We start from the raw sequence: 16,241 nt of genomic DNA, 5'->3' as shown, positions 1-16,241 counted from the left end.
TAGCTAGTACTATTTTTTAAGTCATGACTGAGTCAACGAAGCGGGCCCTGGTCACCGGCGGCACCGGCGGGATCGGCCTGGCCACCGCCCACGCCCTGGCCGTCCACGGCTACGCCGTCACGATCGTGGGGCGAGACCGGCGCCGTGGCGACGCCGCCCGCGACCAGGTGAGCGCCGCCGGCCCCGCCACTGCCCGCTTCATCGGGGCCGACCTGTCGTCAATGGGCGCCGTGCGCGCCCTCGCCGACGAGATCCGCGCCGTCGGTCCGCTCGACCTGCTCGTCAACAACGTCGGTGGCGTCTACCGCCAGCGCTGGGTCACCGCAGACGGCATCGAGGCGACCTTCGCCATGAGTCACCTCTCCGGCTACCTGCTCACCGAGCTGCTGGTCGACGACATGGTCGCCGCCGGCCGGGGGCGGATCGTCAACCTGACCTCGGGCGCGATCCGGCTCGCCGACCGCACCCCCCTGGACCGGGTCGAGGTGGCCGGGCGCTACTACGGCTTCTCCGCGTACGGGCGGGCGAAGCTCGCCAACCTCGCGTACACGATGGGTCTGGCCGACCGACTCGCCGGCACCGGCGTCACCGTGCTCGCCGCCGACCCGGGAGCCAGCGCCACCGAGATGGGCCGCTCCATGCGTCCGGACCTGTTCCCGATGCCGGCCCGACTGGCCTTCCCGCTGATCTACCTCAACTTGTTCCGGACCAGGCCCGGCGACGCCGCCCGCAGCTCGATCGCCGCCGCCTCCGGCGGCCTGTCATCCGGTACCGCCGCCTCCGGCGGCCTGCCATCCGGTACGGTGCTCGGCCCGAAAGGCACGCCGGTGCGGCCGGACGCCCGCGCCACCGACCCTGCGGTCATCCGGGCCGTCACCGCGCTCAGCCAGGCGACCTGCGCCACCGCCACCCGGACCGGTAACGGCTAGCTCATCCGGCGACCGGGAACGGCACGCCGGTCAGCTGCTCGCTCACGGTCCACAGCCGGCGCGCGGTGGCGTCGTCGCGGGCGGCCGCGCTGCACCCGACGGCGACCGGAGGTCCGCTCAGCTGCAACGGCCTGCCCGGCCCCCAGTAGCTGCCGCCGGCGGCAGTCGGGTCGGTCGCGGCCCGCAGCGTCGGCAGCGCACCGTCGTGCGGGGTCATCGCCACCAGCTGACCGATCCGGGCGGCGACGCTGACCGTGTGCCGCGTCAGCTCGGTCGCGGTCCAGCCGGGGTGGGCGGCGGTGGCCCGCACCGGTGACCCGACGTCGGTCAGCCGGCGCTGCAGTTCCCGGGTGAACAGCAGGTTGGCGAGCTTGCTCTGCCCGTACGCCGCCCACCGCCGGTAACGCCGACGCTGCCAGTTGAGGTCGTCGAAGTCGATCCGGCCGGCCCGATGTGCGCCGCTGGACACGGACACCACCCGGGCACCCGCGCCGGCGGCCAGCAGCAGCGGCAGCAGCCGGCCGGTGAGCGCGAAGTGCCCCAAATGGTTGATCCCGATCTGCAGTTCGAAGCCCTGCCGGGTGCGCCCCAGCGGCGGAGCCATCACCCCGGCGTTGTTGATCAGCAGGTCGAGCCGGTCACGCCCGGCCCGGTACGCCTCGGCGAACGCGGCCACCGAGTCGAGGTCGGCCAGGTCCAGCGGGGCGCAGGTCACCGTACCCGGCACCCCGGTGGCCCGGATCCGTTCGGCCGCGCCGGCGGCCCGGTCGGCGTCCCGGCAGGCCAGCGTGACCTGCGCGCCCTTCGCGGCGAGCATCCGGGCGGTCTCGAAGCCGATGCCGGTGTTCGCCCCGGTGACGACGGCGGTCCGGCCACTGCAGTCGGGAATGTCGTCGAACGTCCACTGTGCCACGGTCACTCCTGTTCCGCTGTGGTGCCGCCATCGAGGACGATGGTCACGGCGGTGTTCAGACCGGCACGGTACTCGTCGATCGACGACACCTTGTGCTTGAGGCCGAAGGACGTCGCGTGCAGATGGTCGGCCAGGTCACGGGCGGAGAGCCCGGCCGACCGCCACCGGTCGGCCGCCCCGCTGTCGGCCAGCACCTGCTCGATCCCGTCGGCCAGCACCTGCTCGATCCGGCCGGCCAGCGGGCAGTTCAGGGTCGCGGCGGCGCTCAGCAGCTCCTCGAAGTTGCCGTGCACCGCGGCCCCCACGCCCGGCGCCTGGCAGGCTTCGAACGCGCCGAGGATCCGTTGCCGCACGTCGAGGTCGGTGCGGTCGAAGGCGGCACGGGTCGCCGTGCACACCGCGCTCACCATCCTCTCCACGGCGGCGACGAACAGCTCTTCCTTGGTCTTGAAGTGCAGGTAGAGCCCCTGCCGGGAGATGTCCGCCGCCCTGGCCAGGTCGTCCATCGAGGTCTTCTTGAATCCGTAGCGGATGAACACGTCGATGGCGGCGTCGGCGATCGTGTCCCGGCGGGCGCTGCCGGAGGTCACGCCGGGTGCTCCGCGCGCCCGATCGCCGCGAACGGGTACGTCACGCCGGTCAGTCGCTCGCTCTCGGTCCACAGCCGGCGCGCGATGACGGTGTCCCGGGCGCGGGCCGAGGCGCGGGCGGGTGCCGGTGGCCCGTACGTGCCGAATCGTCGGGCCGGCCCCCAGTAGCTGCCGCCGGTGACGGTCGGGTCGGTGGCGGCCCGCAGGCTCGGCAGCGCCCCGTCCGGCGGCTGCATCCGGATCATCCGGTCGATGCGCGACGGGTTGTCGCTGGCGGCGCGGCCCTGGTGGCGGCCGATGTCGGTGGAGGTGAGGCCCGGGTGGGCGGCGACCGCCCGTACCGCCGAGCCGGCCTCGGTCAGCCGGTGCTGCAGCTCGAGGGTGAACAGCAGGTTGGCGAGCTTGCTCTGCCCGTACGCCGGCCACGGCCGGTAGCGGCGCTGCCGCCAGTTGAGGTCGTCGAGGTCGATGCCGCCGGTCCAGTGCGCCACGCTGGAGACGGTGACGACCCGTACGGCGCCAGCCCGGGCAGCATCGGACCGGTCGGCGTCGGCGGCCGCGTCGAGCAGCGGCAGCAGTTCGCCGGTGAGGGCGAAGTGCCCCAGGTGGTTGGTGCCGAACTGCAGTTCGAAGCCCTGTCGGGTGCGCCCCAACGGCGGGACCATCACCCCGGCGTTGTTGATCAGCAGGTCGAGTCGGTCGTGAGCGGCCCGGTAGGCCTCGGCGAACGCCCCGACCGAGTCGAGATCGGCCAGGTCGAGCAGCGCCCCGGTGACCTTCCCGGCCGGTTCCTCGGCGCGAATGCGCTCCAGAGCGGCCGTGCCCTTGCCGGCGTCCCGGTAGGTCAGCGTGACGTGGGCGCCCTTGTGCGCCAGCATCCGGGCGGTTTCGAAGCCGATGCCGGTGTTCGCGCCGGTCACCACGGCGGTCCGGCCGGTCTGGTCGGGGGCATCGTCGTACGTCCAGTGCGTCATTGCCCACCTGTCTCTGGTTGACTGATGAGACGAACTTTACTCATTTGCTCAAAGCTGTCAACTCCGTCAGGATCTCCGGTCACTGGCTGAACAGCAGGCGGAGCACTCCGGCCGCCGCGCCCGGGGCGTCCTCGTCGGGGTCGTGCGGCACTGCGCCGGACAGCCAGAGAGTGGCGAAGCCGTGCGCGATCGACCAGGCGGCCAGCCAGGCGCTGTCCCGGTCGTCGGCCGGGACGCGGGGATCGGCGAGGGCGTCGCGCAGCGCCTGGCCGGCCCGCTGGCGGGCGGCGGTCAGCTCCGGCGCGTCGAACTGCAGCAGGCCCGGTTCGAACATCACCTCGAAGTGCCCGCGGTGCTCGACGCCGAACCGGACGTACGCCTGTCCGGCCGCCAGGATGTCGCCGCCGGCCGCGTCCAGTTGGTCGGCGAGCAGGTGCAGGCCCTCGGTGGCGATCGCGGTCAACAGGCCGGTCTTGTCGCCGAAGTGGTGGGTCGGTGCGGCGTGCGAGACGCCGACCCGGCGGGCCAGGTCCCGCAGGCTCAGCGCGGCCGGCCCGCTCTCGGCGATCGCCTCGGTCGCGGCGGCCAGCAGCGCCCGGCGCAGGTCCCCGTGGTGGTACGGCTGCGGCATCGGCCGAACTCCCATCTTGTCGTTGACAAGATGCTACCCGACGTGGGTATCTTGGCAGTGTCAAGATTTGATCGCGTGCCCCGAGCGCGCCGCGTGCCGCACACGCCGCGCCGACCCCGAGGAGAAGACCCCATGAGTACGGCCGACAAGTGGCTGACTGTGATCGCACTGGTCAGCGTCCCGACGGTGATGTTCGGCGGCTATTCGCTGATGCGGCTGACCGCCGCCGGCAAACTCACCGATTTCCAACGCTCCCTGTTCAAGGCCGGCCACGCCCACGCCGGGGTGCTGTTGGTGCTGACCCTGACCGCGCTGACCATCGCGGGCCGCGCCGAACTGTCCGACCCGTACACCTGGGTGGTCGGCGGGCTGCTCGCCGCCGGCACGATCAGCCAGTCCGGCGGATTCTTCCTGCACGCGGCGATCGGCCAGCCCGGCAAGCGCTCGTTCGGCACCACGCTGACCGTGCTCGGCGCGGCGGAGCTCGCCGTCGCCCTGCTGCTGCTCGCCTGGGGCGTCGCCACCGCGCCGTGAGACAGCCACGCCGCAGGACGCTCGCGCCGTAGGGCCCTCGCTCCGTAAGACTTTCGCAAGGAGCCGACCGTGCCGGGACCGCCGGCACCGGCCGTAGGCTGACCGGCGTGTGGAAACGCCTCGCAACCAAACCACTGACCTGGGTCCTCGCCGTCGCCCTGCTCGGTGCGGTGGCCTTCGGTGGCTACTGGTTCCAGCCCTGGAAGCTCGTCACCGACGAGGTCGTCGACGAAGCAGTACCGGTGGCCCAGGCACCGGCTCCGCAGACCACGGAGCCCGACACCGCCTCGGCCGACCCGGCCTCGGCAAGTCCCGAGCCGGCCAGCCCGTCGCCGGCCGACAACCAGCTGATCGCCACCGGGGAGTTCGTCACCCACGAGCACGAGACCACCGGGACCGCCCAGCTGATCCGCCTCGCCGACGGCGGACACCAGCTGGTGCTGCGGGACTTCGCCACCTCCAACGGCCCGGACCTGCGGGTCTGGCTCTCCGATCAGCCGGTGATCGACGGCCGCGACGGCTGGTTCGTCTTCGACGACGGGCAGTGGGCCGAGCTGGACCGGCTCAAGGGCAACCGGGGCAATCAGGTGTACGACATCCCCGACGACGTCGACCTGGACGCGTTGACCAGCGTCAGCATCTGGTGCAAGCGGTTCTCGGTGTCGTTCGGTGCCGCCGACCTGAGCGCCTGAGCAAGCCGATGACCACCCCCCTGGCCGCCGGCCCGCCCGCCCGGATCCTCGTCGTGGACGACGACCCCACCGTCTCCGACGTGGTCCGCCGCTACCTGGAACGGGCCGGCTGCCAGGTCGACCAGGCCGCCGACGGGCACGCCGCACTGGCCACGGTCGACCGGCACCGGCCCGACCTGGTGGTCCTGGACCTGATGCTGCCCGGGCTGGACGGGCTGGAGGTGTGCCGACGACTGCACCGGCAGGCCAGCGGCGTACCCGTGATCATGCTGACCGCCCTCGGTGAGGAAGCCGACCGGATCGTCGGCCTGCAGATGGGGGCCGACGACTACGTCACCAAGCCGTTCTCGCCCCGGGAGCTGGTGCTGCGGGTGCAGTCGGTGCTGCGCCGCGCCGGAACGGTGACCGGCCCGGCACCCGCCGCCGTCGCCGCCGACGGGCCGGTGCTGCTCGGCGACGGTGACCTCACCCTCGACGTGCGCCGCCGGGCCGCCCGCCGGGGCGGCATCGACCTGGCGCTGACGGTCCGCGAGTTCGACCTGCTGCTGCACCTGGTCCGCCATCCCGCACGCGCGTTCCGCCGCGACGAACTGCTCGCCGAGGTGTGGGGCTGGAACTTCGGCGACCAGTCCACCGTCACCGTCCACGTCCGACGGCTGCGGGAGAAGATCGAACCGGACCCGGCCCGGCCCCGGCGGATCATCACCGTCTGGGGCGTCGGTTACCGCTACGAACCGGCGGCCGACCATGCCTGACCTGCCCGTCGGCGACATCCTCGCCGTGCTCGGCATCGGGTTGGGTGCCTCGCTGCTGGTCGCCGTACCCGGCGCCGCCACGCTGCGGATCCTGCGCCGACGCAGCATCGTCGCGCACCTCACCGTCCTGCTCACCGTCACCGTCCTCGCCGTCCTCGCCGGGGTCGTCGGTGCCGCCCAGGCGATGTTCCTGTCCGCCCACGACCGCGACGTCGTCCTGCTGGTGCTCGCCGCGTCCGGGGTGGTCAGCCTCGCCGTCGGCGGGTGGCTCGGTGCCCGGCTGGCCCGTCAGGCGGTCTGGGCCGACCAGCTGCGCCAGCGCGAACGCCAGGCCGAGGCGAACCGGCGGGAACTCGTCGCCTGGGTGTCGCACGATCTGCGGACGCCGTTGGCCGGGCTGCGGGCGATGGCCGAGGCGCTGGAGGACGGCGTCGTGGCGGACCCGATCACCACCGCCGAGTACCACCGACGGATCCGGGTCGAGACCGACCGGATGACCCAGCTGGTCGACGACCTGTTCGAGCTGTCCCGGATCAACGCCGGGGCACTGCGGCTGTCGCTGCGCCCGGTGCCGCTGGCCGACGTGGTCTCCGACGCCCTGGCCTCCGCCGCACCGCTGGCCCGGCTGCAGGGCATCCGGCTGCGGGCCGCCGAACACGGCTGGCCGGCGGTCGTGGCCAGCGAACCCGAGCTGGCCCGCATCGTCGGCAACCTGCTGCGCAACGCGATCCGGTTCACCCCGTACGACGGGGTGGTGCAGGTGAGCGCGGGCAGCGCGGACGGGTGGGCGTGGCTGGCGGTGGACGACACCTGCGGCGGCATCCCGGAGGCGGACCTGCCGCGCGTGTTCGACGTGGCGTTCCGGGGCGAGCCGGCCCGTAGCCCGGCAGCGGTCGGCGCCGCGCGCGGCCCGTTCGGTTCGGCCCGTGCCGAGCCGGTGCCGGCCGGCGGCGGACTCGGCCTGGCCATCGTCCGGGGTCTCGTCGAGGCACACGGCGGCCGGGTCGAGGTGACCAACGCCGGTCCCGGCTGCCGGTTCCTGGTCCACCTGCCGGCCGCCAGCTGACCAACGGTGACCGGCAGGTTGGCCAACGGTGACCGGCCGGCTGACCAACGGTGGCCTCAACCGACCGGCAGGTCGCGGCGGCGCAGCCCGACCAGTCCGGCGGCGGCGAACCCGGCGGCCAGCAGCACCAGGACGACCAGCGGTACGGCCGACACCTGCCCGCCGGGCAGGCTCGGCAGATGGCTGAACGGGGAGAGGTCGCGCACCGCCGCCGGCAGTCGCAGCAGCGCGCCGAACAGGGTCAGCAGGACGGTCGCCACCAGCACCGCCCATCCGGCGGCGGCCAACCGGGGCACCAGCCCGACCAGGGCCAGGGTGAGCGCCGCCAGCAGCCACACCGCCGGCAGTTGCGCCAGCGCGCCGGCCAGCACCCGGGCCACCTCCCGGCCGGGATCCGCACCGACCAGGGCGCGCGTCGCCCCCATCGCCAGCCCGGCACCCGCCATGACCACGACCGGACCGAGTAGGACGAAAACCAGATGACCGACCGCCCAGCGGATCCGTGACACCGGCGCGGCGAGCACCGGCTCGACCCGCCCGCTGGTCTCCTCGACCCGTAGCCGCCCCACGACGGCGATCGCGTACCCGGCGGCACCCATCCCGAACAGCCCGAGCATCGCGGCCAGGAACAGGTCGACCAGTCCGGCGGACCCGCCGAGCCGGGTGAACAGCTCGCGCAGCGTGGGATTGTCGGTCAGCATGTCCCCGACCCCGCCGGCCACCCCACCGAGCACCACGCCGGTGAGCGCGAAACCGACCGTCCAGCCGACCAGCGGGCCCCGGTGCAGTCGCCAGGCCAGCGCGACCGGGCCGGTCAGCCGGGGGCCGGCCGTGGCCGGACCGCTGCCGGCCGACAGCAGGCCGGACCCCAGGTCACGGCGGCCGTGCAGCGCGGCGGCGACCGCGACCAGACCGGCGGTCGCGGCGACGACCGGGCCGAGTACCCACCAGGCGTCGTCGGCGTACGGGCGCAGCCGCAGCACCCAGCCGAGCGGCGAGACCCCGCTCAGCCAGCCCAACGGCCCGCCGGTGTGACCACTGAGGTCCCCGACGACCCGGCCGAGGACGGCGGCCCCGAGCGCGGCGACGGCGATGCCCCGGGCGGCCGGGGCGCTGGCGGCGAGCTGGGCGGTGACCACGCCGACGGCGGCGAACAGCCAGCCCGACGCGGCGAACTGGGCTCCGAGGGCGAGTGACCCGGCGACCGGCAGCCCCTGCCCGGCCAGTCCGGCGGCGACCGCGCCGGCGAGCAGCAGGTTGGCGGCGAAGACGACGATGAGGGCAGCCGCCGGGCCGGCGTACCGGCCGATCGGGGCGGCGCCGAGCAGCTCGCGCCGGCCGGCCTCCTCCTCGGCGCGGGTGTGCCGCACGACGGTGAGCAGGCTGATCAGCGCCACGATGACCGTGACGATGCTGATCCGCCAGGAGACCAGGCCACCGAGGTCGGCGGTGTGTACCGGACCGTAGAGCGCGACCAGCGCGGCGTTGGCGTTGCTGGTCTGCGCGAACGTCGACCGGTCGGCGGCGGTGGGGTAGAGGGCGGGGAAGGCGGCGGCGAAGTTCGCCGGCATCACCGACAGCCAGACGATCCACAGTGGCAGGATCAGCCGGTCGCGGCGCAGGATCAGCCGGACCAGGTGGCCGGTGCCGGTCAGCGCGCTCACCGCCGTGCCCCGCTGCTCTGGTAGTGCCGCAGGAACAGTTCCTCCAGCGTCGGCGGCTGGCTGACCAGCGTCCGTACGCCGGCCTCGGCGAGCCGGCGCAGCACCGGTGCGAGCGCCTCCGGGTCGACCTCGCACCGCACCCGGTGGCCGTCGACGGTGAGCCCGTGCACTCCGGGTACGCCGCCGAGCCCGGCCGGGTCGGCCCCGGTCGGGCCCAGCCCGGCGTCCGCCCCGGCCGGCGCGGCGTCGGTCGCCTCCGGCAGGTCGGCGACGATCGTGGTACGGGTCAGGTGGCGCAGTTCGGTGAGGGTGCCGTTGGCGACGGTCCGTCCATCACGGACGATGGTGACCCGGTCGCACAGCGCCTCGACCTCGGCGAGGATGTGGCTGGACAGCAGGACGGTGCGGCCCTGCCGACCCGCGTCGGCGACGCAGTCGCGGAACACCGCCTCCATCAGCGGGTCCAGCCCGGAGGTGGGCTCGTCGAGCAGCAGCAGCTCCACGTCGGCGGCGAGGGCGGCGATCAGCGCCACCTTCTGCCGGTTGCCCTTGGAGTAGGTGCGGCACTTCTTCGTGGGGTCCAGCGCGAAACGTTCCAGCAGGTCGGCGCGGCGGTGCCGGTCGAGGCCGCCGCGCAGCCGGCCGAGCAGGTCGATGACTTCGCCGCCGGTCAGGTTCGGCCAGAGGCTGACGTCGCCCGGGACGTACGCGAGGCGCCGGTGCACCGCGACCGCGTCCCGCCACGGGTCGCGGCCGAGCACCTGCGCCTGCCCGGCGTCGGCACGCACCATGCCGAGCAGCACCCGGATGGTGCTGGTCTTGCCGGCCCCGTTCGGCCCGAGGAAGCCGTGGATCTCGCCGGCCGACACGGTGAGGTCGAGCCCGTCGAGTGCGGTGCTGCGGCCGTACCGCTTGGTGAGGCCACGGACCCGGATCGTCGTTTCCATATTGAGAAAGCTAAGTTGCGTTTGCGCTTCCGTCAACGAATGGCCAGGCCAACGCCGACAGAACACGAGCTCGCAGCCCCGTAGATCGTTGCAATGACTCTTGCGGCTAATGCAATGAACGGTAAGGATGAGTTGCAATGGAATGGGACTGAACGCAGCGGAGGGCGGGGCGGATGCCCGGAGGACGGCTGACCTATCAGGACCGGCAGCGCATCGAGCAGGCTCTCGCCGACGGCACCGGCTACGCCGAGATCGCCCGCCGACTGGGGCGTCCCACCTCCACCGTCAGCCGCGAGGTGGCCCGCAACGGCGGGTCCCGCGGCTACCGGGCCCTCGCCGCCCACCGGGCCACCGCTCACCGGGCCCGCCGGACCGGCCCGGTCGCCCGGCCGCCGGTCGAGCAGACCACCGGGTACGGCCGGGACCCGGCCGCCGTGGCCGCGTTCGAGCAGCGGTTCGTCGCGATGATGGTCCAGTCCGGCTTCCCCCGGATGACCGCCCGGGTGCTGGTCAGCCTCTTCGTCAGCGACAGCGGTGCGCTCACCGCCGCCGACCTGGTCGCCCGACTGCGGGTGAGCCCGGCATCGATCTCGAAGTCGATCGCCTTCCTGGAACGGATCGGCTTCGTCGCCCGGCAGCGCACCCCCGGCCACCGCCGCGACCGGTACGCCGTCGACGACGGCCTCTGGTACCGGGCCTGGTCGCTACGGGTGCACGTCTTCCGCACCTGGGCGGACGCGGCGGCCGACGGAGCGGCGGTGCTAGGCCCGCAGACTCCCGCCGGTGACCGGCTGCAGTTGATGGGCGAGTTCTTCGGCCTGGTGGTCCGCGACGTCGAGCGGATCACCGCCGACTGGCAGGCGTTCCTGTCCGCCCGTGGCCGGTCGCCGCAGCCGACCACCGTACCCACGCCGCAGCCGGCCGCCGTACCCACGCCGGGGGTGGCCCGGTGACCGCGCGGAGGCCGTCTGCCGTCACCCGTCGCGGGATCGGCGCCGGCCTGTTCTGCGGTACCGTGGCGCTGATGACCTCGGGCTGCACCTCGACGTCGACCGACCCGGCCCCGACCGCGACTGCGACTGCGACTGCGACCGGCCCGACCGCGACGACGGGTGCCGCGTACCGGGTGCTGGTCTACAGCCGGACCACCGGGTACCGGCACGAGTCGATCCCGGCCGGGATCTCCGCCGTCGGCGCGCTCGGCGCGGCGCACGGCTTCGGTGTCGACGCCACCGAGGACCCGGCCGCCTTCACCCCGGACAATCTGCGCGGCTACGCCGCCGTCGTCTTCCTCAACACCAGCGGCGACGTGCTCGACGACGCCGGCCGGGCCGCTTTCGAGGGCTACGTTCGTGCCGGTGGCGGATTCGTCGGGGTGCACGCGGCCGCCGACACCGAACACCAGTGGCCGTTCTACGGCGAACTGGTCGGCGCCTACTTCGCCCGGCACCCGCCGGTGCAGCCGGCCACCGTCGAGGTCGTCGACCGGACCCATCCGGCCACCGCGCACCTGCCGGCCCGCTGGGAGCGTACCGACGAGTGGTACGACTACCAGGCCGACCCGACCGGCGCGCGGATCCTCGCGGTGCTCGACGAGACCAGCTACACCGGGGCCGGGATGGGGACGCCGCACCCACACGCCTGGTGCCGGTCGTACGCCGGCGGCCGCGCCTTCTACACCGGCGGCGGCCACACCGTCGAGGCGTACGCCGAGTCTGCCTTCCGCGCCCACCTGCTCGGCGCCATCCGCTACGCCGCTGGCCAGTTGCCCGCCGACTGCAGTCCGGCGGACTATCCATGATCTGATTGAACACGGAGTGTGATCTGGCGCACGCTGCAGACCGGCCCACGTCCGGCAGCAGCCTCCCCGAGGAGCAGCGCGTGTCAGAGCCATTCCGTACCGCCCTGCAGCATCTCGCGGCGTCGGTCGCCGCCCGGTCCGCCGCGCAACTGCCCCGGGACGCCCGGCTGGTGCACCGCCGCGACGAACGGGAACAACTCCTCGCCGGCAGCTTCGTCGACAGCCTCACCGGGCTGGCACCGGCCCGCCGGGTCGGCCCGCTGCGCACCCCCGGCGGCGTCGACGTCTGGTACGAGGCGTTCGTCGCCGCCCGCCGGCTGCAGGTCAGCGAGGCCGGTGCCGCCGCACCCGCGTTCGTGGTCACCCAGGCCCGGCCGCCGGTCGTCGGGCGTACCGGCACCGTCGTCGAGATCGAAGCCGGCACCGTCTGGATCCGGGGCGACCTGTTCGGTGGCCTGCCGGCCGACGCGTACGCCGGGCTGCGGGTCATCGGCGGGACCTTGACGCTGGGCACCGCGACGGTGCACGGCGACGTCATCGAGGTGCCGGCGCCGCTGAGCGCCGTGCTGCGGCTCGACCCGGCACCCGACCCGCAACCCGCCGCCACGGCGGACGGCTGCCGCGGTGCCGAAGCCGGCACCGCGCTGCCCGCCTCGGTGACCTTCCGGTTCCGAGCCGGCGCGGTCGAGATCGTCGGCGACCCCGGCGCGGCGAAGGTGTGGCGGCAGGAGTTCCGGTTCGGTCCGGCCACCGGGCGCACCACGTTCGTCGAGCGGCTCTGGACCCTGGTGCTCGGCTACGTCGTCGAGCCCACCACGGTGGACGGTACGCGGATCGGTGCCGACCCGGCCGGCGACCCGTTGATCGGCGTCACCGGCACCGGCGCGGTCCGCGACGCCGGCCTCGGTCTGCCGGTGGTGGTCGCCACCGACCCGGTGATCCTCGGCGAAGCGTCGACTGCGGCGACCTGGCTGCTGCAGGTCGCCGGACTGGCCGCCCGCTGGTACGTCCCGGACCCGCGCGAGCATCCGCTGAGTGACGCGTGGATCGTGATCGCCGCGTCCGGCGCGACGGTCCTCGCCGACGCGGTCGCCCCACTGTCGCCGCCGGTCGCCCATGACATCCAGTTGTGGGCGATCGCCGGTGGCGGTGGGCACCGGCTGCCCTGGCGACAGCGCTACGCCGCACCGTTCTGGCTGTTCTACCGGTGCGATGCCGTCGACGGTGAACACCTGATGGTCACCGGGCACAGCGTGGTGGCCCTGGACCGGCCGGTGACCACGGCCGGGCAGCCGGTGCCGACCCCGACCGACGCCGGCACCCTGCTACTGCACCGCCGCGACGGCGGGATCACCGCCCTGCTCGGCGCGGCGATCCCGGCCAACGCCCGACGCCACCATCAGTTCGCGCTGCGCAACGCGCTGCTGTGGACGACCGTACCGGCGTTCGTCTACCTCCGGGGGGCCCTCAGCGGGCCGGCCGGGCCGAGCGCCGACGGGCCGCTGCTGGTCGACACCGGCAGCGCCCAACTGGCGTTCGGGCTGCACGGCTGGGCGCCGACGCTGCCCGACCCGTACGTCTGCACCGGCACCCTGACCCCGCCCCGGATCGGCCGGGAACCGCCACCGGCGGCGCTGGTCTGCCGGATCGACTGGACCACGCCGGACGACGTGACCGTGGCCTTCGACGGCCAACTCGGACCGGCCGTGGCCGTCACCGGCCGCCCGGCGTCACCGGGCACACCGCAGCCGCCGCCGAAGTCGTCCGGCCCCGACATCGGGCCCAGCCAGGTCGAGCAGGGCAGCGTCGGCCTGGACAAGTTGACCGGTGCACAGTGGGACGCCGCCCGTCGGCTGGAGCTCGAACTCCGCGGCCAGCGGATCCAGGCCGCCGCCCGGTCCGACGCCACCTCCACCTCGATGGTCGACGGATATCTGTCCGAGGTGGTCGGCTGGCCGCCGAACCTGCTGCTGCTGGACGTCTCCACCAACCAGGACCTGCTCGGCGTCGGGCTCGGCGTCGGCCCGAACCACCCCGACACCCGCTACGCCGTCGCCGGCCTGGCCAGCCAGGCAGAGGTCGGCGCGCTCCGGGTGACGGCACTGCCCCAGGTGCAGTGGGAACCGGTCCGCACCCTGGACACCGACCAGGACATCATGACCCTTGGCTGGTTCCCCACCCCGCTCGCCTCGGCCACCGACGGCGGCGCCACCTCACTCGGCGCCCGGTCGCAGCGGCTCGTCCCGGTGGTGCCCGCCGACGCGGTGGCCGGCACCCTGGACGCCTTCGGCGACGGTACGCCGGTCGGGGTGCGCACCACGTTCCCGTTCGGTCTGATCGCGGCGGTGCTGGTACAGCCGCAGGACAGTGGCGCCCGCCCGGCCGACCTGCTCGGGCTGACCCGACCCGAGTTCGGCGACACCCGGGGCGGCATCCAGATCACGGCCCAGGCCGAAGGTGGCCGGCCCGACGACGGCGGCGTGTCGGCGACCTTCGCCGGCCGGATGCGGCAACTGCTCAACGGCGTGGACCTGCCCAGCGGCGCCCCGCTGGGGCTGTCGGTGCTCGGCTCCACCGCCGACCCGGGTGGCAGCGTCGAGACCGTCTTCAACACCGACATGGCCACCGACCCCCGGGTGCCGGTCACCCGGATCGACCTGTCCGGCTACGGTGGCTCGAACTTCAGCGACTGGAACAACCCCTTCGCCGCGTTCGCCGAGGCCGCCAAGGTGCAGTTCCGGGTCATGATCGGCCGGACCGCGCTGGAGGTCGTCAAAGTCAACAGCGTGCTGCACCCGTGGGGCATCCGGGTGACCCGCTCGGTCACCGTGGAGCGTCGCCCCGGCGGCGGGGTGATCCGCCGCGACAGCGGCTGGCAGCCGTTCACCCCCGGCCTGTTCGACTACCGCTACCGCGACGCGGGGACGATCACCGTCGCCCCGTACACCTTCGACGCCGGGGTGTTCCGGGGCCTGTTCGGGGTGCGCAACGTCCGGCCGGCACCGGGCGCGGAGTTCGGCCACGGCGCTGCCCGGCTGGTGCCGTACCACTTCGACGCGGACCTCGCCCTCGACGGCGCCGCCACGACGACGCCGGCGCTCGGGGTGCTCGGCTGGCTGCAGGTCGCGCCCAGCGGGGTGCCGGCCGGGCCGCAGGCGCTGCGGGCGCTGATCGAGGCGCAGGGGCCGGTCGGCGGGCCGGTCGACACCGTCGTCGACGTCGGCGGCAGCGGCCTGCCGATGCGCGCCCAACGGATCGAGGTCGGTCTCGCCGACGACGCCGGCACCCCGGTGTTCGTCGCGACCCTGCGGGGCACCCCGCAGCTGCCGACGACCGGCTCCTGGTCGATGGTGGTCCGTCCGGTCGCCGCCGCGCCGCCCGGCGGCGGCGAGGCGACCGGAGTCGCCGACACCCGGGGTACGCCGCTGATCCGCCGCTACCCGGTCGCCTACCCGGCCAGCGACACGCCGATCAGCGCACCGCCACTGGCCGGCACGCCGGGGGAGTACCGGTTCGCCGACGCCGCCGACCTGCTGCGCCCGGCCGACCCGGCCACCGAGTACGCCTTCGTGCAGTCGACCCCGACCCACGCGTTCCTGTTCCCCCGCCCGGTGGTGCCGGCACCCGGGGTGCCGCGCATCGAGTCGCGGCACCGGCCCGCGCTGGCCGACATCCTGGCCCGGTCGACCTCCAAGGGGGCGTTCCCGCCGCCGCCGAACACCCTGGAGACCGCCCCCGGCACGCTGCACCTGGACGTCGGACCGGCCGGCACCCTGGCGTTCAGCAACCCGCTGACCTTCACCAACCCGCCGACCGCGCTGCAACTGGCCGGCACCCCCGGGCACGGCTCGGCGCTACGCTACGACGGCGCGACGCTGCGTCTGGAGGTCACCGGGGACCGCTGGTCGGCCGACTTCACCGGGCTGCGGATCTGGACCGACGTGGCCGGCCTGGCCGAACTGACCGGGTCCGAGCTGCACATCGTCGGCGGCACCGACCAGCGGCCGCAGGTCGCCCAGCTGCGGTCGTTGCTGCTCGCCGAGATCGAACAGATCCTGCAGTACCTGCCGTTCGTCGCCGACCGGGGTGTGCAGGGCCCGATCGACCTGGCGGCGGCCAACGCCAAGCACGAGCTGAAGTTCGAGACCAAGCTGAAGGTCGACCTGCCGGACACGATCGTCCCGCTCGGCGACTACTTCAAGCTGAGCCTGGCGGTGGCGCTCAGCGCCGGGGTCAGCCTCACCGACGGCAAGGCCAAGGGGGCGGCCAGCCTCGGGATCGGCCTCGAAGGCAAGATCCCGGTGCTGTCGGTCGGCGTCGCGAAGGTCTTCATCATCGTCTCCGGCAGCATCACCTTCTCGATCGCCCTCGTCTCCGGCACGGTCACCAGCGAGAAGCTCGAACTGGTCGCGTTCGCCGGCGTCGGGGTGCAGGGCCAGCTCGGCCCGTTCAAGGCGTACGCGTTCCTCGGCATCGGCTTCGTGCTCGTCTACGACGCGATCGCCGGCCAGACCAAGTACGGCGGACTGGTCGCGCTCGAAGCCGGGGTCGACCTCAAGGTCGTCAAGGTCAAGATCCGGGCCGAGCTCAAAGGCCTGGTGTACGACGACGCCGGCAGCACCAAGTGTGACTACTCCGGCTCCGTGAAGATCCAGGTCGATCTCTTCCTGATCATCTCCATCAGTGCGTCCTACCAGGTCACCGAGACCGCGACCCTGTGAGCCCGGGTCGGGTCGGCGAAGGAG

General features: G+C 73.7%; 14 protein-coding genes. 8 read left to right on the top strand and 6 right to left on the bottom strand.

Annotation, left to right across the window (positions count from 1 at the left end; genetic code table 11):
- Window positions 1–23: 23 nt before the first annotated feature.
- Window positions 24–929, top strand: coding sequence for an SDR family NAD(P)-dependent oxidoreductase (locus O7623_RS14800; RefSeq protein WP_282229204.1), 906 nt, complete (start codon window positions 24–26; stop codon window positions 927–929).
- Window position 930: 1 nt separating this feature from the next.
- Here the strand turns inward: O7623_RS14800 and O7623_RS14795 are convergent, their stop codons facing one another.
- The 4 genes from O7623_RS14795 to O7623_RS14780 all read right to left on the bottom strand — a co-directional run bounded on the left by O7623_RS14795 (window position 931) and on the right by O7623_RS14780 (window position 4,037).
- Window positions 931–1,842, bottom strand: a complete 912-nt coding sequence (locus tag O7623_RS14795; RefSeq protein WP_282229203.1) for an oxidoreductase — start codon at window positions 1,840–1,842, stop codon at window positions 931–933.
- A gap of 2 nt (window positions 1,843–1,844) precedes the next feature.
- Window positions 1,845–2,432 carry a TetR/AcrR family transcriptional regulator gene (locus tag O7623_RS14790; protein WP_282229202.1) on the bottom strand — a complete coding sequence of 196 codons (588 nt, stop codon included), beginning with the start codon at window positions 2,430–2,432 and terminating at the stop codon, window positions 1,845–1,847.
- Window positions 2,429–3,406: an oxidoreductase gene (locus O7623_RS14785; RefSeq protein ID WP_282229201.1), complete on the bottom strand. Its 978-nt coding sequence runs from the start codon at window positions 3,404–3,406 to the stop codon at window positions 2,429–2,431. The genes O7623_RS14790 and O7623_RS14785 overlap by 4 nt, the downstream gene beginning before the upstream one ends.
- A 79-nt stretch (window positions 3,407–3,485) precedes the next feature.
- A complete protein-coding gene (locus tag O7623_RS14780; RefSeq protein ID WP_282229200.1) occupies window positions 3,486–4,037 on the bottom strand; it encodes a TetR/AcrR family transcriptional regulator in 552 nt (183 codons plus the stop codon).
- A gap of 132 nt (window positions 4,038–4,169) precedes the next feature.
- Between O7623_RS14780 and O7623_RS14775 the strand changes: the two genes are divergently transcribed.
- From O7623_RS14775 to O7623_RS14760, 4 genes are all read left to right on the top strand, one after another.
- On the top strand, window positions 4,170–4,571 hold the full coding sequence (locus tag O7623_RS14775; protein ID WP_282229199.1) for a hypothetical protein: 402 nt from the start codon (window positions 4,170–4,172) through the stop codon (window positions 4,569–4,571).
- 134 nt (window positions 4,572–4,705) lie between these two features.
- Window positions 4,706–5,263 (top strand): DM13 domain-containing protein, encoded by a 558-nt coding sequence (locus O7623_RS14770; protein ID WP_282229417.1) that lies wholly within the window; start codon window positions 4,706–4,708, stop codon window positions 5,261–5,263.
- 8 nt (window positions 5,264–5,271) lie between these two features.
- Entirely contained in the window at window positions 5,272–6,018 is a 747-nt protein-coding gene (locus O7623_RS14765; RefSeq protein WP_282229198.1) for a response regulator transcription factor, read from the top strand.
- On the top strand, window positions 6,011–7,084 hold the full coding sequence (locus O7623_RS14760; RefSeq protein ID WP_282229197.1) for a HAMP domain-containing sensor histidine kinase: 1,074 nt from the start codon (window positions 6,011–6,013) through the stop codon (window positions 7,082–7,084). The genes O7623_RS14765 and O7623_RS14760 overlap by 8 nt, the downstream gene beginning before the upstream one ends.
- Before the next feature lie 56 nt (window positions 7,085–7,140).
- Here O7623_RS14760 and O7623_RS14755 read toward each other — a convergent pair whose 3' ends face one another.
- Both O7623_RS14755 and O7623_RS14750 read right to left on the bottom strand, forming a co-directional pair.
- Window positions 7,141–8,748 carry an ABC transporter permease gene (locus O7623_RS14755; RefSeq protein WP_282229196.1) on the bottom strand — a complete coding sequence of 536 codons (1,608 nt, stop codon included), beginning with the start codon at window positions 8,746–8,748 and terminating at the stop codon, window positions 7,141–7,143.
- Window positions 8,745–9,695, bottom strand: a complete 951-nt coding sequence (locus O7623_RS14750) for an ABC transporter ATP-binding protein (RefSeq protein WP_282229195.1) — start codon at window positions 9,693–9,695, stop codon at window positions 8,745–8,747. Before O7623_RS14750 ends, O7623_RS14755 begins: the two co-directional genes overlap by 4 nt.
- 173 nt (window positions 9,696–9,868) lie before the next feature.
- Here O7623_RS14750 and O7623_RS14745 point away from each other — a divergent pair, with 173 nt between their 5' ends.
- The 3 genes from O7623_RS14745 (at window position 9,869) to O7623_RS14735 (ending at window position 16,217) form a co-directional block, all read left to right on the top strand.
- Window positions 9,869–10,648 (top strand): helix-turn-helix domain-containing protein, encoded by a 780-nt coding sequence (locus O7623_RS14745; protein WP_282229194.1) that lies wholly within the window; start codon window positions 9,869–9,871, stop codon window positions 10,646–10,648.
- On the top strand, window positions 10,645–11,496 hold the full coding sequence (locus tag O7623_RS14740; RefSeq protein WP_348775147.1) for a ThuA domain-containing protein: 852 nt from the start codon (window positions 10,645–10,647) through the stop codon (window positions 11,494–11,496). The genes O7623_RS14745 and O7623_RS14740 overlap by 4 nt, the downstream gene beginning before the upstream one ends.
- Window positions 11,497–11,576: 80 nt before the next feature.
- A complete protein-coding gene (locus O7623_RS14735; protein WP_282229193.1) occupies window positions 11,577–16,217 on the top strand; it encodes a hypothetical protein in 4,641 nt (1,546 codons plus the stop codon).
- Window positions 16,218–16,241: the final 24 nt, after the last annotated feature.

This window comes from Solwaraspora sp. WMMD791, assembly GCF_029581195.1.
GTDB lineage: Bacteria > Actinomycetota > Actinomycetes > Mycobacteriales > Micromonosporaceae > Micromonospora_E.
The sequence above is the reverse complement of the archived record's forward strand: the minus strand, read 5'-3'. Positions and strand labels throughout refer to the sequence as shown.